The sequence below is a fragment of the Roseibium sp. genome (assembly GCF_965232425.1).
In the GTDB taxonomy this organism is placed as follows: Bacteria; Pseudomonadota; Alphaproteobacteria; order Rhizobiales; family Stappiaceae; genus Roseibium.
The window spans coordinates 4,109,963-4,130,978 of record NZ_OZ246971.1 but is presented as its reverse complement, the minus strand read 5'-3'; the positions used below and the strand labels follow the sequence as shown (position 1 = coordinate 4,130,978).

Here is a 21,016-nt window from a genome sequence, read left to right as displayed (position 1 = left end):
CTGGAGTCCGCCCCCTAATCCCCCAGTGGCTGAGGCCCCGTCCGGCCGTGATAGGCCGTTAGCGAAGCCCGAATGCGCCGCAGGTTCTCCGTCGTGTGGTCGGATCTCATTTGGGCAACGGCCATCGCAAGAGCGTCGATGATGACCAGGTAGGCGTAGCGGGATGCCGTCGGTTTGTAGATGTCCGGATCTTCGGGAAGATCGATTTGCAAGGCACAGTCGACGGAGCGCGCAAGCGTGCTGCCCGACTTGGTGATCGCCAGCGTGGCGGCACCGTAGCCGGCGGCAATTTCAGCGGCGCTGACGATTTCATCCGCCTCGCCGCTGGAGGAAATCAGCAGGATGACATCCGATTTGGACAGGGTCGCAGCCCGCATCTGCAGGAGATAGCTGTCAGAGACGGCAATCGCGGAAACGCCGAGCCGGAAGAACCTGTTCGAGGCCTCCTGCGCCAGCATGGAGGAACCGCCGCCGACACCGCCAACAAGCACCGTGCCGGCACCGGCGATATGGTCTTTTGCGGTTTCGAACACCTCCCCGTCTAGTTGCTTGCGCATGACGTTCAAGGAGGCGGAAAGGGCCCCGATCACCTGGTCGAGAAATCCGGAACTCGTCTCCGTTTCCGGCCGCTCGCCGACGTCGAGATATTGCAGGCTGACCGCCAGGTTCTGCGCCAGCCTGATCTTGAATTCCCGGAACCCGTCACAGCCCATCGTCCGGCAGAACCGCACCACTGTCGGCGTGCTGACGTCACATGCCTTGGCCACCTCGGCGATGGTCATCGCGCTGATGCGCTCCAGGTTCGCCGACACGAAGTCGGCGACCTTCTGTTCCCTGGCCGAGAGTTGACCGTCGGATTTCCTCAGATTGGAAATCACGTCGACAGCCGCATGTCCCAGTCCTTCGTCTATTTTCAATCGTGCCTGCATGATACCTCGCCCCCATTCTGTAACTCGGTTACAAATTTCGGTCAATATTCGCACGTAGCAGGCGTATGTTAGGGGTAATTTTGTAATTAAGTGACAATTTTTGCTTGACTCATGGCTCATTCCGACGAAATTATCTAACGGAGTTTCATGCGGGAGGGGCAAAGTTGAAAATCCTTGCAGCAAGAATCGGTGGCACGCTGAACCGGCTGATCGAAGCGGTCGTCGCCCTCCTGATGCTGGCGCTCGTCCTCGACGTCTGGATCGGTGTCATCGACCGCTACTGGTTTCACTGGCAGTTGCCCTGGCCGGAAACGCTCGCCCGGTACCTGATGATCTGGGCCGCGCTCCTGGCCGTTTCGTCCGGCATCGCCCGCCGCGAACATATCGGCCTGACATCGTTCCTGATGAAGCTGCCCTTTCCCGTTCGGCGTGCGGTGCTCATCGTGATCGACCTGCTCGCAATCGCACTCTTTGCCTATGTGCTCTGGTTTGGTGTCGGCTTTGCCCAGAGCGGCGCTTCCCGGCAGGCGATGATCTTCGGTGCAACGCTCGAACCTTTCTTCTGGGCCGTGCCTGCGTCTGCCTTCCTGGCGATCGTTCAGCTTGTCCTGGTCCTGTTGCGCGACCAGGGTCTTCAGCTCGACGCATCCGTGGAGGTGAGCGCATGATCGTCGCCGTGACTTTCGTTCTCCTGATCCTGTTCGGCATGCCGATCGGTTTCGCCATCGGTCTCGCGGGCGTCGTCGGACTGATCGACATGGGCGGCGGACCCAACTTCCTGGCCATAGGGCCGAGCAAGATCTTCAACGGGCTGAACATCTTCCCGTTTCTGGCCATGCCGTTCTTCATTCTGGCCGGTGAGATCATGAACGGCATCGGCATCACCGACCGCCTCGTGAAACTGGCGCAGGTTCTGGTCGGACGCTTTCGCGGCGGCCTTGCCCACACCAACATGCTCGCCTCCGTCTTCTTTGCGGGCCTGACCGGTTCGGCAACCGCCGATGCCGCCGCCTTTGGCCGCACGCTCGTCCCCGCCATGGAGAAAGAGGGCTATGCGCGCGACTACGCCTGCGCCGTCACCGCCGCGGGCTCGATCATCGGCCCGACGATTCCACCGTCAGGACTCATGGTGGTCTACGGATCGCTCATGGGCGTTTCCATCGGCGGCCTGTTCGCCGCCGGCATCCTGCCGGGCCTCGTCATTTGCCTTGTCTGCATGGGCGTGATCGTCGTCGGCGGGAAACGCGAGAACCTGCCCAAGGCCGCGCGGGGCGCCTCCCTGCGCGAGGTCTGGGACACCTTCGTGTCGTCTCTCACCGCCCTCTTGATGCCGATCATTATTCTGGGCGGCATTCTCGGCGGCGTTGTCACGCCGACGGAAGCCGCATCGATCGCGGTTGCCTATGCCATGTTCATCGGCATTTTCGTCTACCGGACGCTCAACGCACGGGACTTCTATTCCATGCTGGTGCGCACGGCGCGCATTACCGGCGTCATTTTCGTGATCATCGCCTTTGCCGGCATTCTCGGCTGGTGGATGAGCTTCGAGCGCATCCCGCAGATGCTGGCCGGAACGGTTCTGGGCATCTCCGAAAACCCCTACGCGGTTATCGCCATCATCATCGCGATCCTGCTGGTCGTCGGCATGGTGATGGACATCACCGCCATCCTCATCATTCTGGCCCCGGTTCTCGTCCCGCTGACCGAGCAGATCGGTCTGGAACCGATCCATGCCGGCATCATCTTCGTCCTGGCGCTGAACATCTCGCTGATGACACCGCCGGTCGGGGCCTGCCTGTTTGTCCTGTCTTCCGTAACGGGAGAAAAGCTGGAGCGGATCGCAGTCAAGCTGACGCCGTTCCTGATCGCCGAAGTCACCATCCTGTTCCTGTTCGCATTCTGGGAGGACGCGGCGCTGTTTCTGCCGCGCGCCTTCGGATTTGCCCAATAGGCCACGTCTTCAACTGAGGAGGTAATCATGAAGACTTTGAAGAAGGGCGTCATTGCAGGCGCCGTGCTCGCACTGACCGCAACCACCGCACTGGCCGAAGGCGGCGTCATCCGCTTCGGACATGACAACAAAACCGACCCGTTCGAAAACCCGGCGCACGCCTGCACGGCGGTCTTTTCCAACATCGTCACCGCCGACACCAATGGCAGCGTCACCGTCGAGGTCTTCGGTTCCAACCAGCTGGGCTCAGCGGCCGAGCATGTCGATCAGGTGCGCAACGGGGTCATCCAAGCGACCTTGACATCTACCGGCGCGCTTGCCAGCTACTATCCGCGCATCGACGTTCTGAACCTTCCCTTCGCCTTCGCCAACAATGCGTCCACTTATTCCGTCTTCGACGGCGCCTTCGGCGAAGCGCTGGCAGCCGACATCGAGGAAACGCTCGGCGATGTTGTCGTGCTCGGTTTTCCCGACACGGGCGGCTTCTTCGCCGTAACGAATTCCCAGCGCCCCATCGCGGATCTGGACGATTTCGACGGCATCCGTATCCGCACGATGACGCTGCCCTCGCACCAGACGATCGTCCAGGCTCTTGGCGCCGAGGCCTACCCTCTGAGCTGGGGCGAAGTCTATTCCGGACTTCAGACCGGCGTGATCGACGGGCAGATGAATCCTGTGCCGATCATTTCCTTCGCGAATTTCGCTGAAGTCCAGAAATACATGACGCTGACCAACCACCTGTTCTCGCCCTATACCTTCATGGTCAACCGCGCGTTTTTCGAAGGACTGAGCGAAGCGGAACAGAACACCTTGCGGGTTGCCGCGGAAAACTGCGTTGCCGCCAGCCGGGGCCTGTCGCGCATCATCGAGGCGTCCGACCGGGGTCTTGCCGGCCTCATGGACAAGATCGAGGTGACCGCCCTGACCGATGACCAGCGCAAGGCCATGGCGGATGCAACACAGCCGGCCTTCGAGACCCATGTCGCGGAAAACCTCGATGCCAAGGCGACCGAATTGCTGACCCTCTTCAAGAGCGAAGTGGAAGCCGCCAACGGCAGCAGTTACCTGAACTAGCCAAGGGTCCTCCCTGGCGGGGGGAGCTGCGGCTCCCCTCGCCGCCTTTTCATTCTGACCGGGGTATTCATGCGCGTTTTTTGTGCGTCCGTCGCAACCGAGACCAACACTTTTTCGCCGTTGCGCACGGACTTTTCGGACTTTGAACAGAGTTTCTACGCACGGCCCGGCGAGCATCCGGAAACACCGACGCTCTGCAGTGCGGTTTTCCCGGCTCTGCGCAAGCGCGCCGCGCGCGGTGAGATCGAGCTGATCGAGGGCACCGCTACATGGGCCGAGCCCGGCGGTCTCGTCAGCGGGCCGACATGGCAGCGTCTGCGCGCCGAGGTTCTCGACCAGTTGAGGGCGGCGCTGCCGCTCGACGCCGTGATCTTCGGTCTGCATGGGGCGATGATTGCCGACGGCTGTGTCGATTGCGAAGGCGATCTCCTCGAAGCGGCGCGGGAGATCGCCGGACCCGGCTGCCGGATCGGAGTCACGTTCGACCCGCACAGCCACCTGAGCGAAAAACGCACGGCACATGCCGATATCATCACTGTCTTCAAGGAATTTCCGCACACGGATTTTGTCGAAACCGGTGAAACCTGTGTGGAGCTGACACTGCGAGCGGCACGCGGCGAAATCTCGCCCGTCATCAGTGTTTTCGACGTGCGCATGATCGACGTCCTGCCCACCAGCCTTGAGCCGATGCGCAGCTTCATCGACAGGCTGAAGTCGCTCGAACGCTCGGGCGAGGTCCTATCAGCTTCCGTCATCCACGGTTTCATGGCCGGAGACTCGCCCGATCTTGGCGCGAAGATCATCGTGACAACCAATGGAGTTCCGGCGCGCGGCACGCGGCTGGCGCGGGATCTCGGGATGGAACTCTTCGGGTTCCGGGGCCGGGCAGCCCCAGAATTTCTCCCGCCGGTCGAGGCCTTGACGCGCGCGGACAAGAGCCCTCATGCCCCTGTCGTCATCGCGGATGTCTGGGACAATCCCGGCGGCGGTGTCGCCGGCGACAGCACAATCCTTCTGCAGCATGTTCTCGGCCTCGACCTGAAGGGTGTCGCGCTGGGCACGATCTGGGATCCCATGGCGGTGCGGCTCTGTTTCGCCGCCGGTGAAGGCGCCGAGTTCGATCTCAGGTTCGGCGGCAAGACGTCGGCCCATGCGGGGCAGCCGGTCGACGCACGGGTCCGCGTGACCCGGCTGGTGGAAAACGCCGTCCAGAGCTTTGGTGCTTCCGTCGTTCCGCTCGGAAACAGCGCGGCGATCCGGATCGGGGATCTGGATATCGTTCTCAATACCAACCGGGCCCAGGCTTTCTCGCCCGATCTGTTCACAAATCTCGGCATCGATCCGGAGGCAAAACGGATCCTGATCGTCAAGTCGACCAATCATTTCCATGGCGCGTTTGCACCTATCGCGGGAGAAATTCTTTATGCTGCCGTCGATGGGCCTTATCCTAGTGATCCGTGCCGGACCGCCTACACCCGTTTGAAACGCGAGATATGGCCGATGGCAGACAATCCCCATCACGAGGAACTCGCATGATTTTCCCGACCCTCGACACACCTTGCGTCCTGGTGGACCTGAACATAGCCGAGGCCAATATCCGCAAGTACCAGGCCCATTGCGACCGCAACGGCCTGAGGCTGCGCCCGCATATCAAGACGCACAAGTTGCCGAGCCTCGCCAAATACCAGGTCGAGCAGGGCGCGGTCGGCATCACCTGCCAGAAGGTCAGCGAAGCCGAGGCCATGGTGGCCGAGGGCGGCATCGACGATGTCCTGATCACCTACAACATCCTTGGGGACACCAAGACGGCACGCCTGCGCGCCCTCTCAGAAAAGGTCCGGCTGTCCGTTGTTGCGGACAATGATGTCGTGGCGGGCGGTCTCAGCCGCGCCTTCGCGGACGCTTCCGAGCCGCTGACCGTGCTTGTTGAATGCAACACCGGCGCGGACCGGTGCGGCGTCGCCTCTCCGGCCGCGGCCGCAGATCTCGCCCGCCTGATCGGCACCCTGGCGGGGCTGACGTTCGGCGGCCTGATGACCTTTCCTCCCGTCGGACGGATGGAAGAAGCCGAGTCCTGGCTGAACGAAGCGAAAACCCTGATCGAAGCCGAGGGACTTGAGGTGAAGGTGGTTTCCTCCGGCGGCTCTCCCGACATGTGGCGGACGCATGGCGACGGGCCGGTGACGGAACACCGGATCGGCACGTATGTGTACAACGACCGCTCGCTCGTGGCGCACGGCGCTTGTGGCTGGCAGGATTGCGCTCTCACGGTGCTGGCGACCGTCGTTTCCGTACCCTCCCCGACCCACGCGATCGTCGACGCCGGCTCGAAGGTGCTGACGACGGACCTCTTCGGTCAACTGGGCCACGGTCATGTGCTCGGCCGCGACGACCTGGCAATCGATCAGCTCAGTGAGGAACACGGGCGCATCGTCTCCGATGGCGCCATCAACCTGAAGGTTGGCGAAAGACTGCGGATCGTGCCCAATCATGCCTGTGTGGTCGCCAACATGCTCGACCGGGTGGAGGGCGTGCGCGGTCCTGATCTCGCCGGATCGATGCCTGTCGCGGCACGCGGACAGGTCTGGTGACTCAGAGGTCCTTTCGTTGGAACTCAACCGTCTTTTCGAACATCACGACAATGGAGATTTGAATGCCTATTGAACGCATCGGCGTGGAACGCACCGGAGCCGGCGGACAGAACCTGCCCTTTTCCCCTGCCGTTAGGGCGGGCGATTTCGTTTTCATCTCGGGCCAGGTGGCCATGAAGGAAAACGGCGAGATCGAGCCCGGCGGGATCGAGGCCCAGACGCGGCGCACGATGGACAATGTCGTCGCCGTTCTGGCAAAGGCAGGCTGCACGCTCGAAGATGTCGCCAAGGTCAATGTCTGGCTGGACGACACGCGGGATTTCTGGACCTTCAACAAGATCTATGCCAGTTATTTTCCGAACGGTGCGCCTGCACGCTCAACGGTGAAGTCGCAATTGATGGTCGACGCCAAGATCGAAATCGACGTGGTTGCCTACAAGCCCCTCTGATCGCCCCATCTAATCGCCCCATCTAATCGCCCTGTTCGGAGCAACGGCCCAGGGCGCTCAGCTGCGCCCGGGCGCTGCTGACGCCGGCGCCTCCGGCACCTTGCGGCCTCTGGTTGCTGGCATTCTTCGGTTGGCGCGGAATCTGCTTGTTGATTTCCGCTGCATCGGTGCTATGTCCCGCGCAGCATCCGAAATTCGGCAAAGAGGCGGAAGCGTGCTGGAAGAAGACAAAACATCGGGCGAGCCCCTTGAGCAGGTGGACCACCTGTCCAACTACCCGGACTGGGGCTATCTGCTGCGTGAATTCTACGAAGCCTACCGCTTTCTCTCCTCAGGGGGCAGCGACAAGATACGCTCGCACCAGCGCTCCGTTCGCGAGGCCATCAGCCGCGTCAGCAAGACAAAAACGGTGATAGAGTTCGGCGAACCTGCCCAAAAACCGGTCACGGCGCATCTGAAACGGGCGCTGGACGAAGGCCGGCTCGAGAGAACGGCGCCCCTGATCCGGGCGATCGAGAGCGTCCAGGGCCAGTTGGCCTGGCAATACGGCTATGAAAAGGTTCCGCGCGGGCTCAGCAAGAGTTACGCCTATGCGGAACTGTGCGGTCCCAACGGACCGGTTCTGACAACCGAGGTTATCCTCGGCCTCGTGCTGTTTGCACCTGGTTGCGTTTATCCCTCGCATGCGCATAGCGGTATTTCGGAAAGCTACATCTGCCTGTCAGGTGCCGTTTCGGAAAATCATCAGGGCGTCTATGCGCCCGGGTCGATGATCTTCAATCCGCCCGAACACACGCACCGGATCACGGTGTCGAAGCTGGAGCCGGCCCTTCTCGCCTATGCCTGGACGGGACCCCAGGACAAGCTCGCCAGCCAGAAGATGGTGTTCAGCCGGAAACGCAAATAAGCCGTCACGCGGCCGCGGCACCTTCCTGGATCACGCGGCTGATCGTGAGCTTGGCGGGTTGAAGACGGCCGTCGTCCGACATCCAGCCCGGTTCGCTGATCAGTTTCTCGCATTCGATGCCGAGCGTTGGAAAACTCAGCCCCATGGAATGGGCGAGTGCCACCCGGTCGCCGGGTTTCGGATTGAGACCGCAGCACACCTCACGCGTTCCCATCTTCAGGTGATGGGCAATATCCCATTCCAGCACGACCCCATTGTGCCGCGTGACCACCCAGCAATGCGCGTCTTCACAGCATCCGTTCTTCTCCTGCGGGAAAAAATAGCCGGTCAGGTAACCCGCTTCAAAGCCCGCGGCCCGCAGGGACGCGATCAGATAGGTGTTGATGTCGACACAGGACCCTTCGGTCAGGCCGCAGGAGAGATACGGCACCTCTTCGCAGCCATCGTTGAAGCGCACATCCGCATGCCCGTAACGGAATTTTTCCGCGCAGGAATTCACCAGCGCCTGGATCGCTGCGTGCCCGTCCGGCTGCGCCTCGGCAATGTTGATTGCGTCGAAGACGAGTGCTTCGGCCGCCTGCGTGAACTTGTTCCGGTGCGGTGTGAAGATGCTGTCCGGGTAGCCGGGCCCGCCTTCCGCGAAGCTGTAACGGATTTCCACTTTCTGCCCGGGTTCCGGGGCGACGACCGCAACGATCTGCCCTGTCGTTGTCTCGCCGGTCAGGGAGAATGTTCCGCCCGTCACTTCGAAGTGAACCGGCATCTGGTGCGGGGTCGGCAGGCCGACCGGAACCAGAAACTTGCGATGCGCATCGCCGTGCGGGGCGACCGTGACCGAAACGTGCGTCTGCATCCTGGCGTCCTCAGATGGCAAGTTGGAAGACCAGGCCGGAAAGGACCGCTCCGGCAAAGCCGAGCCCGAGATAGGTTGCAAAGACCTGCGGCTTGACCAGCGACCAGACGGCAGCCATGGCGGGGATCGAGCTGACCGCACCGGCGATCATGAAGGCCATGGCAGCCCCTGCGCTCATGCCCTGTTCCATGAGGCCCGCCAGCAGCGGCGGGGCGACATAGCTGTTGAGATAGGCGGGCATGCCGACCAGGGCCGAGATCGCAATGGAGCCGATGCCTTCACCGCCGACAACACCTGCAATCAGGTTGGCCGGAACATAAGTGACCAGTGCGGCTTCAAGCACATAGGCAAGCGCCAGCCATTTCACCAGGAAGAAGGCATTTGCCTTGAGCTCGGAGCCAAATTTCTGCGTGCGCTCCGCCTCGCTCCAGAACTTCCAGACGGGACGCCCCGTCAGCGGGGATGCGCCGCAACCGCAGCCGCTTGCGGAAGAACCGATCTTGACCGGGTTGGCGAAGGCCCCCGTCTTCAGGAGCATGGCGACGAGAAAGCCGCCGAAGAGCCCGAGAGCAACGGCAAAAATCGCCTTGCCGATGGCAAATGACCAGCCGAGTGCACCCGCCGTGATCAGCAGCGTCGGCGGATCGATCAGCGGCGACGACAGCCAGAATGCCATGATGGCCGACAGGGGTGCACCGACGGCCAGCAACCCTGCAATGAACGGAATGACCTCGCACGAGCAGAACGGCGCCAGCCCGCCGAAGAGAGCGGCCAGCACGATGGCCTGCGTCTCGCGCCCCTCGAAGGCGCGCGCCACATAAGACTCGGCGCCCGCCGCCTTCAGCCACGCGATCAGGGCAACGGCGAAGGCGATATAGGGCAGCGTGCCGAGGAAAGCCTTGACGGCGAAGGTGACGAACGGAACGAACTGCGCCTGGTCAAGCAGCAGGACCAGCAGCGGTCCGCCAATGACGACCGTCCAGGTCGAGAAGATGTACTGCCTGCCCGGAAACGACTTCCAGCTCCATCTCGGTTTCGGCGGCGCACCGCCGTCGGATTTCGGTCCGCAGCAACGCGTTGCCCCGCCGCCCTCGTCAAGTTCCATGCGATCGATCGTGTCCGACATCTGCCTAATCCTTGTCGTGGGCGCTAGCGCGCGCCCTCATCCACGCAGCATTCCTTGAGGATGTATCCGGCGAGCCCTTCCAGATGGTCGAACGCCGCACGATTGACGACCGACCGGCCTTCCTTTTCCTGAAGAACCAGCCCGGCGGACGACAGAAACTTCAGGTGATGCGCGAGCGTCGACGCGGCCATGCCGGTCCGGGTCTGGATATCCCCGACGGTCAATCCGGTCCGGCCCGCCTTCACCAGCGTCAGCACCACCTGCAGCCTGGCTTCCGAGCCAAGCGCCGCAAACCCCTGAGCAACTTCTTCAAGATCCATCTTCGCCACCCAATATAACTATATTTCTAGTTATATAGTTCTAATGAGCATGTCAAGTGCATCGAGCCTTGATCTTCGGGATCACGCGCGCATGGCTAAGTGGGCAAGCCGGATGGCGAGAGACGGCACACCGGGGACCGTTGCATTCGGCCTGCCTTCAGGCGCGACTTGCGCGCGCAGCGGCTACTCGATTTCGATGATAAACGACCGCACTCCGCCGCTTTGACCTATGTCGTTCCACACAGGGGCGGGCTCAACCCGCGCGGACGGCCCGCCATAGGGGGCATTATTGTAGAAGATGGCATGGTGCTCGCGGTTGGCATAATTGTCCGGGTTCGATCCCTTCCAGTTCGTATATGCGAGTGGCTCACCCGTGACCCAGACCCAGCCGCCTGCAGGCTCGCGCGATCCGGGTTTCTGGTACAGGCCGATGTTCGGTCCGATCGCCTCCGACAGCCTGGTGCCGACGGTCCCCTTGATCCACAAGCGGTCATCCCCCCGGATAAGGTCGTAGACAAAGTCGTTTTCCCGTCTCGAGGTAATCGTGACCAGATGGCCGCCGGCACGTTCGGAAAGAGCCACAGCCTTGTCCCAGGCCATGTGGCTCCAATTCAGAATCGCGATGTAGACACGTCCCTCGAAGAACCCGTAGATCACCTCCTTGCCGGCAAGCACATCAAGCGCCTTGAGGAGCCGCTTGTCGCTTTCCACCTTGGCGATCAGGTCGGGATCGTACCGGCGCGCATCGCGTGACGACACCACCGGCTGTTCGGATGTTTCCGTTCCCGAAAGCGACAGACCAAGGGCTTCGGCCGTGCCTTGCGAAACCACGCCGGTCGACGGTATCCCGAGCGCCTGCTGGTAGTTGGCGATGGCGCGCCGCGTACGGCTGCCCATGACGCCGTCCACTGGACCGGCATTGTACCCCAGATCGTTCAGCGCAGCCTGGACCTTTCTGTTGTCCTGCGAAGACAGACCCAGTCGTGTTTCGATATCCTCGGCCGCGTCCTGTTCGACAGTTTGCGGACCGAGGTCTGCGACCGCGACCCCTGCCCCGGCTGCAATCTGCTCGGCCTGGAGGGCTTCCTGCGCGGCAAGCGCCATCTCCCGCATCAAACCGTTCGGGTAGCGTTCCAGGAAGATGTTCCAGGCGCGCAGGCTGTTGATGTCTGACGCGGCATCAAACAAGGCCTGTTCCTGCTGCAGCAGCAAGGCATTGCCTGTCCCGCCTTCACCGAGTTTCAGGTAGATTTCATCCGTCAGATCGTTCGTGACCATGGGGATCTGGCGGTCGTCAGTGTCGACCTTCACGTCCCTGATCACCCGTTTCATCAGACTGAGAACTTCGAGGTTTTCGGTCGGGAAGTGCCGCGCGAGCGCAAGGGCGAACGGGGAGTTCTCGCCTTTCCCGTCATAGGCCACTTGCCCGGGACTGGCGGAGAACGTGATCATGCTGCCCTGAAACGAGCTTTGCAGCGCCGCCAATCCCCTGTTGACCGCGGCCCGGGTCTCGGAAAAGTTCTCCGCGTAGAAGCGATCTGCCAGGGGATTGTTGCGGCACGCGTCCACGAACACGAGCGCAGCCCGGGAGTTTCGCTCCAGCAGCCGCACGATCTTGTCGAGTTGCAGGGCCTCCCCGTCGATATCGAATTCGGACTGCAGCTCGGCATTCGTTCCGATCAGGTAGTTCTTGCCCTCGTATTGCATGCCATGCCCTGCGAAGTAGAACAGCGTGACGTCGGCATCGCTGGTGCGGCGAAGGAAGGCGGACAGTTCCCGTCCGATCTGTTCGCGATTCAAGTCGCTCCGCTGCGTGACTTCGAAACCCAGTCCGGTGAGCGTTTCTGCAATCAGGATCGTGTCGCGGATCGGGTTTGCGAGCGGCGGTGCATGTTCATAGTTCGAATTGCCGACAAGAAAGGCGACGCGTTTTTCAGCCCATGACGGCGTGGCAAGCACCAGAAAAAGAACAAACAGGAAGCGCAACTTGAAAACCCTAAACTGCAACACATTCCCGCAGGATAGAGTGGGCTTGGAACAAAGGTCAATTTTCGAGCGCCAGAGGCGTCCCTCGAGGGGTCGGATCCAGCCGGCAAGCGCACGGGTCTTCAGGCGTATGCGCATTCACTTGCGTTTGCCGGGACAATTGGATGGGCCCGGGCGCGATCCGCCGTTGCCACACCGGGCGCGAGCGATGCGGTCCACGCAGCTCTACTTCCGCGAAGAGGCGCGCCTCATGTCCTTGGGAAACCGGCTTCCGCGTGTCTCGGATGGCAGTTCGCCGAATAGCTTGTGATAGTATTTGCTGAACCGGCTCCACTCCCAGAAGCCTTCCTCGGCGGCGATGTCGCCAATGCTGTCGTTGACGCGGCTTCCGTCGAGAAGCTTTTGTCGCGCGCTGTTCAGTCTCATGATCCGGGCGTATGTCGCCGGGCCCATGTTGACATTGGTCTTGAAGACGTTTTCGAGCGTTCGCCTCGAACTCAGCGTCTTGAGCGATTGATACGTGTCGGGGGCGAGGCCAGGCTGCATATGAACGAGCAGTGCATCGCGCGCCGATACGAACCGCTCGAACGAACGCGACCGTGTCAGAAAATCCGGGTGGCGCGGAGACAACCACTCGAAAGACAAGGCGTTTGCAAGGCTCGCGATTGCCAGATCCCCCAACAACGGCTGATGCCCCTTGTCCTGCATCGCGCTGGCACACTCGATCAGGACTCTCGTGTCCTGTCGCAAGCGCTCGGTGAGAGGTGCCGATCTTACGAATTCGCTTCGGCGTCCGCGGGTTCCAAGCCAGTCCGCAACCTCGGGAATGAGCGCTTCATGACTCAGGAGCGCGTCTGCGTCGACACCAATCAGAGCCACTGCTTCACCGGGCCGAAAAACCTCGAAACAATCCGCGTTGGATGGAGAGATCCTGAGGATCTGCGACCCTGTATCCGTTCCATCGACGATCAACGACGATCTGGGACCCAGGCCGAACGTGAACAGGAAGGAGTTTGGGGGAATGTTGCCGTCGATTTCAACAACATGGCTATGCTCTTCGACCAGGATGAACAATCTGCCGAAGTCAAGCATCTGCACCCTGGTTCTGCATGGCCCGTCACCCAGCTGCGCCAGGTTTATCGCGCCACCTCCTTGCCCAAGGAGTTCAAGTCAGTCTTCAATGTTGTTTGCCGTGAAGAGGTTGAAGTTGGCGTTCTTTTCTATAGCCAGCTCCGGCAGAAACCACCACGCCATTCGGCCCGATCCTCTCTTATCTTGGCGCACTTAATCCGAATTCAATTTATCATTACTGAGACTTTTAACAATCAGAGAAACGCAAATGCATCGAAAAATCTAAATTATTGTCATTTTTACTGACGCAATTAACTAACACATCTGGCATCGAATATTGCAGAATGCCACAAACCTCCCCGCTTTTACTTTTGGCATTGAGCACCGTTTCGCATCAAAGGGGCCTGGCGCCATGACCGGTTTCCCCGGGATCCGAAACGAAAAGCGGCCCGGCGGGCCGCTTTCGTGCTTCCGGGAATTGCCCGTCCGGTGGGTGGGCGCGGCACGGTCGCAGCAGACCGGACATGCTCCGGTCAGACGGAAATCATCCCCTCGACCGCGCGCACGAGGTCGTCGGCCTTGCGTTCATTCAGCGCGTCCGGATGCGGATTTGAAAATCGGCCGCTGTCATTGTCGAAATACTTCCCGCTGGCGGATGCAAACTCCTCCGAGAGCGCGGCCCGCAGCAGGATGTCGACACCAATCGAAAGATCGTTACCGGCCACTCCGAAGCCTTCCTTGACCATCTTGCTGGCGAGCAGCGAACCCGGGTTGACGGCAACGATGACGGGTCCGCCTGCACCGAGCTGCGCCGCCAGGTGCCGTGACCACATCGTCAGGCCCAGTTTGCTTTGTGCATAGGCGTCCATGGCAGACAGGCGCACCTTGCCGGCAAGTGCGTCTGGATTGACAGGCGCCTGTGCCGCAGATGACAGATTGACCACCCGGCTGTCGGCATCCATCAGCGACAGAAGGCGGTTTGTCAGGAGAACGGGCGCCAGCAGGTTGACGACAAAGCGGATGTCGAGACCGTCTTCCGTCACTTCGGTTCGGCTGCGCAGGATGCCGGCATTATTGATCAGGACGTCGAGCTTCCCATGCCGCTCGGCAACCTCGGCAGCGAGCCGTGCAACCTCATCGAGCCTTGAAAAATCGGCCTGGAAAGTCTCCACCTCGCCACCGCCGGCGATCGCCAGGGCCGCATCTCTGGCGGCGAGGAGCTTTTGCGGATTGCGCCCGTGCAGAAGCACGGTGTGCCCCTGTTCGCGCAGCGCCTTGGCTGTTTCGAGGCCGATCCCGTCCGTGGACCCCGTGACCAGTATTTTTTTGCTCATGTCTGTGTGTCCTTAAACCGCGAAGTCGGTGATGACTTCATCGGAAAGCCGTTTCAGGGTTGTTTCGATATCCGCCTCGTTGAAGCGCAGATTGAGAGCGACGTGATTGACGCCAATCGCCTCGAGCGTCTTCAGATAGGCGCGCAGATGATTGACACCGGACCGGAAGCCCAGATGGATCGGGCGCGGTGCTGCGTCCGGTTCCGCGGCAAGATCAACATAGAGCGGCTGCATGACCGGCTTGTCGCAGGCGTCAAGCGCCTTCACCTTCTGCCGGTAGTCCCGGATAACCTGCTCCTGCGCCTGCATGTTGCGCGGGTAGGTCATCCAGCCATCGCCGTTCGCGGCAATCCAGTCCGGGGCTTGCTGACTGCCGCCTGCAATCAGCATCGGCAGTTTGCCGGCTGCCGGCTTCGGCAGCATGTCCATGCCGGGCTCCGGTGTCCCGTGCGCGTTCGTGAATTGCGGCCTGCTGTCGGCCATCTTCCTGATATAGGAGAAACTCTCCCGGAAGCGCACGCCCCTGTCCTCGAAAGACATGTTCAGCGCAGGGTACTCCTCGGGCCGGTCTCCGGAGGCAACACCAAGCAGAAGACGACCGCCCGAAAGGACATCGGCGCTCGCAGCAGCTTTGGCGACATGTGCCGGATGGCGCAACGGCAGAATGATGCTGGCGACACCCAAGCCGATCCGTTCCGTTCCCGCTGCAAGATAGCCGAGATAGACGAACGGATCGTAGATCTGTCCGGCATCACCGAAGGACGGCACATTGAAAGGAACGTCCCGCAGCCAGACGGACGAAAACCCGCGTTCTTCCGCAAGTCGGACACGCTCGAGATGCCGCGCCATCGCGGGAACCGCGCCCATGCCGTAATTCTCGAGCGGCACGACCAGTCCGATAGACAGCCGGTCAGGCCTGAAGACGGTGTTGTATGACCGGTTGATCTGTTCAAAACCGGTCCGATCCAGACGATTGAGCATTTTGGCCTCGCTGCTCCCGAAGTCTGGAAGGCTTCCGCATGCTTCGAGATGACCCTTGACTGTAACCCAGCCGTCCCACGTCATCGCGGGACGGTTTCTTCTTCCCCTGCCCTCAGGCCAGGTCGTCTTTCCCTTCGATCAGGAAGTGGAAGCTTTTCGACCCTTCGGTACGGGCCTTCAGAAAAGGTGCATACTCCGCATCCTTCATGAAATCCATCGCAGCCTCCCTGGACGGCCACTCGATCACGATGCGCAGTGCGGCTTCATCCGCCGCCCCCTCGACCTGCTCATGAGACGCCGTCCGCGCCAGATATTTGCCGCCATGCTGGGCAACCAGCCTGTTCGCCGGACCGATATAGCCGGGAATCCAGTCTTCCGCCGTAGGTGTCACGGCAAGCACGGAATAATATGCCATTTCAATTGATCCTCGATTTGCCTGGACTGCGCGTCCCGCAGCCCTGCCCCACAGATAAAGCTCTTGAAATTCAGCATAAACAGGCAATTTTAGAGTACATAATTCGGATTAGGGATATAATTGCATGGACACCGGCAGCCTTCGGCTTTTTGTTCTGGCCGCTGAAAAACTGAACATCAGCGCAGCTGGACGCGAACTCGGCATGCCGCCTGCCGTCGCGAGCAACCGTCTGGCCAAACTGGAGCAAAGTCTCGGCTCGGATCTGATGCACCGCTCGACGCGAAAAGTGTCCCTGTCCGTCGAAGGCGCCGAGTTTCTGCCCTTTGCCCGCGAGATCATCGCCCAGGAAGATGCCGCCAGAGCGGCACTTGGACTTTCCAGTCCGCAGGTCAGCGGCCTTCTGCGCTTTGCCGCCTCGAGCACGTTTGCACAGCTCTACATTGTTCCGTTGTTGCCGGAGTTCCTTGCGCGATACCCGGAAATCAAACTCGACCTGAAGCTTTCCGACACGCGATTTGACCTGATTGAAGGCAGCTATGATCTGGCTCTGCGCAACTCCGCGCTTGAAGACAGCAGCCTGAAATACCGCAAACTCGCAGACGACACCCGCATTCTGTGTGCGTCACCTGACTATCTGGACCGTTGCGGACACCCGGACACACCCGCGGACCTGCTGAAACACCAGCTCATCGCCTTTCAGGACCTGACGCCGAAACCCTTGACCGGGCCGGGACCGGCGACGGAATACTTCGACCCGCGCGCGTCCGCGAGCCGTCTGGTCATGGACGACGGCCGCTCGTTGAAGCTGGCGACGATCGCCGGCGCCGGCATTTCGATGAATTCCCTCTGGAACATCCATGCCGACCTGAAATCGGGAACATTGGTCAGGGTGCTGCCCGATTTCGAGGTGGACGACCAGTCGGTGCTCTGGCTCGTCTATCCGAAATCGAACGTCCTGACGGCGAAGGTCAGGGTCTTCATCGACTTTCTGCTCGAAAAGATCGGCAAGGCGCCTGCCTGGAGCGCCGGCTGACAGGGATGCCGTCAGCCGCAGCAGGCAGATGCATCAGAACCGCAGCAAGCAGGAGCATCCGCGCGCCGCGTGTGCTCGAGCGCTGGTTTGCAATTTGCCCGGACCTCGCTCAAGTGAATCGACACCGCGCCGTCATCAAGGACCGGCACAGCTAGGTCGTAGATCCGCATACCCCTGTTTTCATGAGCAAATTCCACCAGCAACGGGCTTTCGCCGAGACCCTTCACCCTGGCAATGCTCTGCTCGAGGATCGCGTTGAACTTCCCGAGTTTCATGTGATTGCCGCCCCGCCCGTCGAGCAATTGCAAGGCAGCCTCGGTCCACGAAGCAAGGCGGCCGCCACAGTCGATGCTGTTGACGTCGGCGCGTTTCAACTCGGTCACGTGATATCCCTCGCCGATGGCGCCCTCACCGGTCCGGAAGACCAGGGGCAGATCGGCAGGCATTTGCCGCAAGGCGTTCAAAAGCGACAGGGGTGTCATGGCGTAAACCTTTCATTTCAAAAAAAGTTGAAATATGGTTCAACCACAAATCAACTAACATTTCAAGAAAGTTTGAAATATGAATGAAACCGACGCCCTCGCCGCTTTTGCATCGATCTCCAGCGCGACGCGGCTGCGTATTCTCAAGCGGCTCGTTGAGGCCGGCAGCAGCGGGCTGACGGCCGGCGACATCGCGGAGGCCGTTGACGCAACGCCATCCAGAACGTCGTTTCATCTGTCCAACATGTCGGAAGCAGGTCTCGTGACCTCAAGCAGGCAGGCACGTCGGATCACATACCGGATCGACTTCACGACAGTCGGTGCCCTGATGCGCTACCTGCTGGAGGACTGCTGCAACAACAACGCAACCGTCAGGGCGTGTTGCCTGCCGGGGGGCGGTTGCTGACCGGCAGGCAGGCCAGCCTAGAAACGCTCGACATGCGGGCGCAGTTCAATTTCGTTGGTCCAGATGCTCCGGTGCTGACGGGTCATGTCCAGATAGGTCCGGGCAATCTCGTCAGGGTTCAGTGTTGTTTCCGGATCATTGTAGGGCGCGCCGCGCTCGCCGCTGTGAATGGCGCCGTCAATGACAAAATGGACCACGTGAATGTTCTTCGGATGCAGCTCTCGGGCCAACGACTGGCAGAGCCCCCTGAGCGCAAATTTACCCATCGCGAACGCGGCTGATTGCGGAAATCCCTTGATGCCCGCGGAGGCACCCGTGAACAGCATCGTGCCTGTCTTTTTCGGGACCATCCGTTTCGCCGCTTCGTGCGCGACCAGGAAGGCCCCCCAGACAGTCACGTCGAGAGCGGCACGCACCTTTTCGGGATCAAGCTGCTCTATCGGACCCTTTGTTCGACCGCTGGCATTGTAGACGACAACGTCCGGGGTCGTCCCCTCGGCGTCGAGCGTCTCAAAAAGCTGCGTGACGCCGGCTTGACTTGTGGCATCGCAGGCGTGCGCCCGTGCGCCGGTCTCCCGGCAAAGCCCTTCCAGCTTGTCAGGCTTGCGCGCCGCCAGGCGAACTTGATAACCGTCCTGAGAAAAGACACGCGCCAAGGACGCGCTCAACCCTTTTCCGGCGCCAACAATCAACACACTCTTTGCCATGAACCTGCTCCTTCACTCCGACCTCGGCCCTTACTTGGGGCTGCGGCCGCTCGTTGCCCAGTCAAGAGCCCGTGTTCATTGCCCGCACAAGTCGGTTGTCAGCGACAACCATTGGAAGCTTCGCGGACCGTGCCAGCCACATGGCGCTTGCAAGGCAAGGAGCGTCGCGAGACTCGGCTCCTCGAACGCATGGAAATATGACAGGTGCACTTCGGCAGATTTCACCGCTAAATTGACCTCGGACCAGAAATTCTAATACCGTTCAATATTGCTTCTGACCGGAAAAAGCATTTCGAGCATTTTTTTACCTTACTGAACCCCGAATTGCGGGTGAACGCAAAGGCAGAAACCGAACGGGATGCATAGGAAATAGGGTCTTCGAAGCAGAAAGAAGCCGGGCCCTTTGCAGGACAACCGGACAGAATTCAAAAATGACGGTGCATGCCCGGGGAGGCATTTATGACTCTGACTTTATTATGGTTTTTTATACCGCAACGGGTTTCGACCCAGGCATGTAACCCGCTCCGTTCCGTATCATCAAGGAGTGTCCTGTCTTGTCGCGGGTTGCCGCGATGATCAGCAGCTGGAAACAACTGTTCACCTGTCGCCGGCGCTGCGGCGCGGCGCGCTCGATGCTCCTTGCGGTTTTCCTCACCCTCATGGGCACCGGTCTGGCAGTTGCCGACTGGATCAATCTCACCGCCGCTGAAAAGTTACCGAATATCGCCGAAATCTTTGTGCGCGAAGATCGGGTTCATATCGTTCTTCAACTTTCCGAAGACAGCCTGGAAAACGTCGCGGAATTGCTGCCGGAAAACATGTTGAATGAGCGGGGAATAGAACCCGAACCGATCGAACAGAGAATGGAACGGTTCGCCCGGGAGAAACTCCAGGTGATCGCCGACGGCACGATCGATCTTTCCGCGACACTGCGGTTTTCAGAACCCAGGCCGCGAAAGGATCGCTCCTCTCCCGTTAAGGGCATCGTCCATCCGCTTACCCGACAAAAGGCGCCCGAGCCGCCCGATGAGGTCCGCGTGCTCCATGCTGAACTCGACTATTTCTTTGACCAGAAACCGAAAACACTGACGTTTGTTCCACCCTTGGATGCTGACGGTAATCCTCTGCTTGAGTTGGGTTTTATCGTCTATCAGGAGAGCGTTCCCGTCATCGACTTCCGAGAGCTCATCGGACCTGCAACTCTCACGATCAACTGGGACGACCCTTGGGTTTCCGCATTCGAGAACCCGAACCTGGCGCGCCACCATCGTTGGCCGATCATGTCATTCATTTATGTCGAACCGCGCGAGGTCAGGCATGAGATCGTGATCAGGCTGCGAGATCTGGAAGATTGGACAAACCTTGGCTTAGATAGAAATGCGCCGATTACCGATGGCGGACGAAAGAATGTACTGGATGCAACCAGCCGTTTTTTCGAAGACAAGAACCCGGTCATCATCGATGGAGCACCTGTCAACCCGGCAAGCGTCAGGACTGATTTCCTGGATCTTTCCCTGGCGGGCATCGAGGTTATTGAAGACGACCGGAATCTGGACCCGGCAACTGCAGTCCTGGGTGTGACGCTTTCCTATCCGGTCGGTCAGATGCCTGAGGAAGTCACGACAATCTGGCAACTCTTCAGCGACCGCATCGAAACCGTGCCGGTGACATCCATAGACCCGATCGGACCGTTTCCCGCCGAGTTTGGCGTCACCTATCCTTCGCACACATGGACCAACCGTCTCTTGAGGTTTGAAGAGCCCGGCGTCAACACGGTGCCTGTCACGGACGAACGGTCCCTGAAACTTCCCTTGCTTACAATCGTGCTTGCCGTATTTGCCCTGAACGCGGTTGCCTTCGCTCTCAAGGCCAGCAGATGGGCAAAGGGAATAGGGTTTGCCGCAGCCCTCATTTTTGCGGCGGGTGCTGCCGTTACGACGGATCGGTTCATCGCGACACTGCCCAATCCGTTTGCCACCTTGCCGGGCGAAAACGAGGCGGAAACCGCAATCAAGTCCGTTTTCGCCAACGCAAATGCGTCGTTTTATGAAATCAACGAGAACCAGCTTGAAGCGGAGCTGTCGAAATTCGTCCACCAGGGGTTGGCACCCATCGTTTTCACGGAACTGGAACGGGCCAATCGCGTCGAATTGCCGGGCGGGATCACCGCACGCGTGGGCGACATAAACGACGTCGCCATAAGCGAAATACGTCCACTTGATGCAGGCCGCGGTTTCTCGGCACTCGCCCGGTGGTCAGCCGAAGCCGTCGGTCAGCACTGGGGCTATTTGCACTTGAGGGAACTCGACTTGCAGGCGCGCGTCGAAATGATCGAGGATGATCGTGTCTGGCGCCTTGCCGGACTGACCGACCTCTCGATCGAGATCAGGGAGTAGGCAGA

21 protein-coding genes are annotated in these 21,016 nt (G+C 60.3%); 10 read left to right on the top strand and 11 right to left on the bottom strand.

What is annotated here, in order from left to right:
- Positions 1-14 precede the first annotated feature (14 nt).
- Complete coding sequence (locus ACO08A_RS18800; RefSeq protein WP_422037484.1) at positions 15-929, bottom strand: MurR/RpiR family transcriptional regulator; 915 nt, start codon at positions 927-929, stop codon at positions 15-17.
- Between the two features lie 164 nt (positions 930-1,093).
- Between ACO08A_RS18800 and ACO08A_RS18795 the strand changes: the two genes are divergently transcribed.
- From ACO08A_RS18795 to ACO08A_RS18765, 7 genes are all read left to right on the top strand, one after another.
- On the top strand, positions 1,094-1,597 hold the full coding sequence (locus ACO08A_RS18795) for a TRAP transporter small permease (RefSeq protein WP_422037483.1): 504 nt from the start codon (positions 1,094-1,096) through the stop codon (positions 1,595-1,597).
- The gene (locus ACO08A_RS18790) at positions 1,594-2,880 is read left to right on the top strand and encodes a TRAP transporter large permease (RefSeq protein WP_422037482.1); all 1,287 of its coding nucleotides are present in this window, start codon (positions 1,594-1,596) and stop codon (positions 2,878-2,880) included. The genes ACO08A_RS18795 and ACO08A_RS18790 overlap by 4 nt, the downstream gene beginning before the upstream one ends.
- A 27-nt stretch (positions 2,881-2,907) precedes the next feature.
- Positions 2,908-3,954: a DctP family TRAP transporter solute-binding subunit gene (locus ACO08A_RS18785; RefSeq protein WP_422037480.1), complete on the top strand. Its 1,047-nt coding sequence runs from the start codon at positions 2,908-2,910 to the stop codon at positions 3,952-3,954.
- Between the two features lie 69 nt (positions 3,955-4,023).
- Positions 4,024-5,490 carry a M81 family metallopeptidase gene (locus ACO08A_RS18780; RefSeq protein ID WP_422037479.1) on the top strand — a complete coding sequence of 489 codons (1,467 nt, stop codon included), beginning with the start codon at positions 4,024-4,026 and terminating at the stop codon, positions 5,488-5,490.
- On the top strand, positions 5,487-6,545 hold the full coding sequence (locus ACO08A_RS18775; RefSeq protein ID WP_422037478.1) for a D-TA family PLP-dependent enzyme: 1,059 nt from the start codon (positions 5,487-5,489) through the stop codon (positions 6,543-6,545). The genes ACO08A_RS18780 and ACO08A_RS18775 overlap by 4 nt, the downstream gene beginning before the upstream one ends.
- Before the next feature lie 62 nt (positions 6,546-6,607).
- The gene (locus ACO08A_RS18770) at positions 6,608-6,994 is read left to right on the top strand and encodes a RidA family protein (RefSeq protein ID WP_306145621.1); all 387 of its coding nucleotides are present in this window, start codon (positions 6,608-6,610) and stop codon (positions 6,992-6,994) included.
- A gap of 214 nt (positions 6,995-7,208) precedes the next feature.
- Positions 7,209-7,901, top strand: coding sequence for a dimethylsulfonioproprionate lyase family protein (locus tag ACO08A_RS18765; protein ID WP_422037477.1), 693 nt, complete (start codon positions 7,209-7,211; stop codon positions 7,899-7,901).
- 4 nt (positions 7,902-7,905) lie between these two features.
- Here the strand turns inward: ACO08A_RS18765 and ACO08A_RS18760 are convergent, their stop codons facing one another.
- The 8 genes from ACO08A_RS18760 to ACO08A_RS18725 form a co-directional block, all read right to left on the bottom strand.
- A complete protein-coding gene (locus tag ACO08A_RS18760; protein ID WP_422037475.1) occupies positions 7,906-8,754 on the bottom strand; it encodes a transglutaminase-like domain-containing protein in 849 nt (282 codons plus the stop codon).
- 10 nt (positions 8,755-8,764) lie between these two features.
- Positions 8,765-9,880: a permease gene (locus ACO08A_RS18755; protein ID WP_422037474.1), complete on the bottom strand. Its 1,116-nt coding sequence runs from the start codon at positions 9,878-9,880 to the stop codon at positions 8,765-8,767.
- Between the two features lie 23 nt (positions 9,881-9,903).
- Complete coding sequence (locus ACO08A_RS18750; RefSeq protein ID WP_422037473.1) at positions 9,904-10,200, bottom strand: ArsR/SmtB family transcription factor; 297 nt, start codon at positions 10,198-10,200, stop codon at positions 9,904-9,906.
- 183 nt (positions 10,201-10,383) lie between these two features.
- Complete coding sequence (locus ACO08A_RS18745) at positions 10,384-12,186, bottom strand: caspase family protein (protein WP_422037472.1); 1,803 nt, start codon at positions 12,184-12,186, stop codon at positions 10,384-10,386.
- A 225-nt stretch (positions 12,187-12,411) separates the two neighbouring features.
- Positions 12,412-13,278 (bottom strand): helix-turn-helix domain-containing protein, encoded by an 867-nt coding sequence (locus ACO08A_RS18740; protein WP_422037471.1) that lies wholly within the window; start codon positions 13,276-13,278, stop codon positions 12,412-12,414.
- Between the two features lie 512 nt (positions 13,279-13,790).
- The gene (locus tag ACO08A_RS18735; RefSeq protein ID WP_422037470.1) at positions 13,791-14,591 is read right to left on the bottom strand and encodes an SDR family NAD(P)-dependent oxidoreductase; all 801 of its coding nucleotides are present in this window, start codon (positions 14,589-14,591) and stop codon (positions 13,791-13,793) included.
- A 12-nt stretch (positions 14,592-14,603) separates the two neighbouring features.
- Positions 14,604-15,572, bottom strand: a complete 969-nt coding sequence (locus ACO08A_RS18730; RefSeq protein WP_422037469.1) for an LLM class oxidoreductase — start codon at positions 15,570-15,572, stop codon at positions 14,604-14,606.
- A 112-nt stretch (positions 15,573-15,684) separates the two neighbouring features.
- The gene (locus ACO08A_RS18725; protein ID WP_422037468.1) at positions 15,685-15,987 is read right to left on the bottom strand and encodes a DUF1330 domain-containing protein; all 303 of its coding nucleotides are present in this window, start codon (positions 15,985-15,987) and stop codon (positions 15,685-15,687) included.
- Between the two features lie 124 nt (positions 15,988-16,111).
- On the opposite strand from ACO08A_RS18725, the gene ACO08A_RS18720 reads away from it, so the two are divergent.
- Positions 16,112-17,020, top strand: coding sequence for a LysR family transcriptional regulator (locus ACO08A_RS18720; protein ID WP_422037466.1), 909 nt, complete (start codon positions 16,112-16,114; stop codon positions 17,018-17,020).
- Between the two features lie 11 nt (positions 17,021-17,031).
- On the opposite strand, the gene ACO08A_RS18715 is transcribed toward ACO08A_RS18720, so the two are convergent.
- Positions 17,032-17,502 carry a DUF6428 family protein gene (locus ACO08A_RS18715; protein ID WP_422037465.1) on the bottom strand — a complete coding sequence of 157 codons (471 nt, stop codon included), beginning with the start codon at positions 17,500-17,502 and terminating at the stop codon, positions 17,032-17,034.
- A gap of 79 nt (positions 17,503-17,581) precedes the next feature.
- On the opposite strand from ACO08A_RS18715, the gene ACO08A_RS18710 reads away from it, so the two are divergent.
- Positions 17,582-17,908 (top strand): ArsR/SmtB family transcription factor, encoded by a 327-nt coding sequence (locus tag ACO08A_RS18710; protein ID WP_422037464.1) that lies wholly within the window; start codon positions 17,582-17,584, stop codon positions 17,906-17,908.
- Positions 17,909-17,925: 17 nt separating this feature from the next.
- On the opposite strand, the gene ACO08A_RS18705 is transcribed toward ACO08A_RS18710, so the two are convergent.
- Complete coding sequence (locus ACO08A_RS18705; protein WP_422037463.1) at positions 17,926-18,615, bottom strand: SDR family NAD(P)-dependent oxidoreductase; 690 nt, start codon at positions 18,613-18,615, stop codon at positions 17,926-17,928.
- A 554-nt stretch (positions 18,616-19,169) separates the two neighbouring features.
- Between ACO08A_RS18705 and ACO08A_RS18700 the strand changes: the two genes are divergently transcribed.
- The gene (locus ACO08A_RS18700; protein WP_422037462.1) at positions 19,170-21,011 is read left to right on the top strand and encodes a hypothetical protein; all 1,842 of its coding nucleotides are present in this window, start codon (positions 19,170-19,172) and stop codon (positions 21,009-21,011) included.
- The last annotated feature ends 5 nt before the right edge of the window (positions 21,012-21,016 follow it).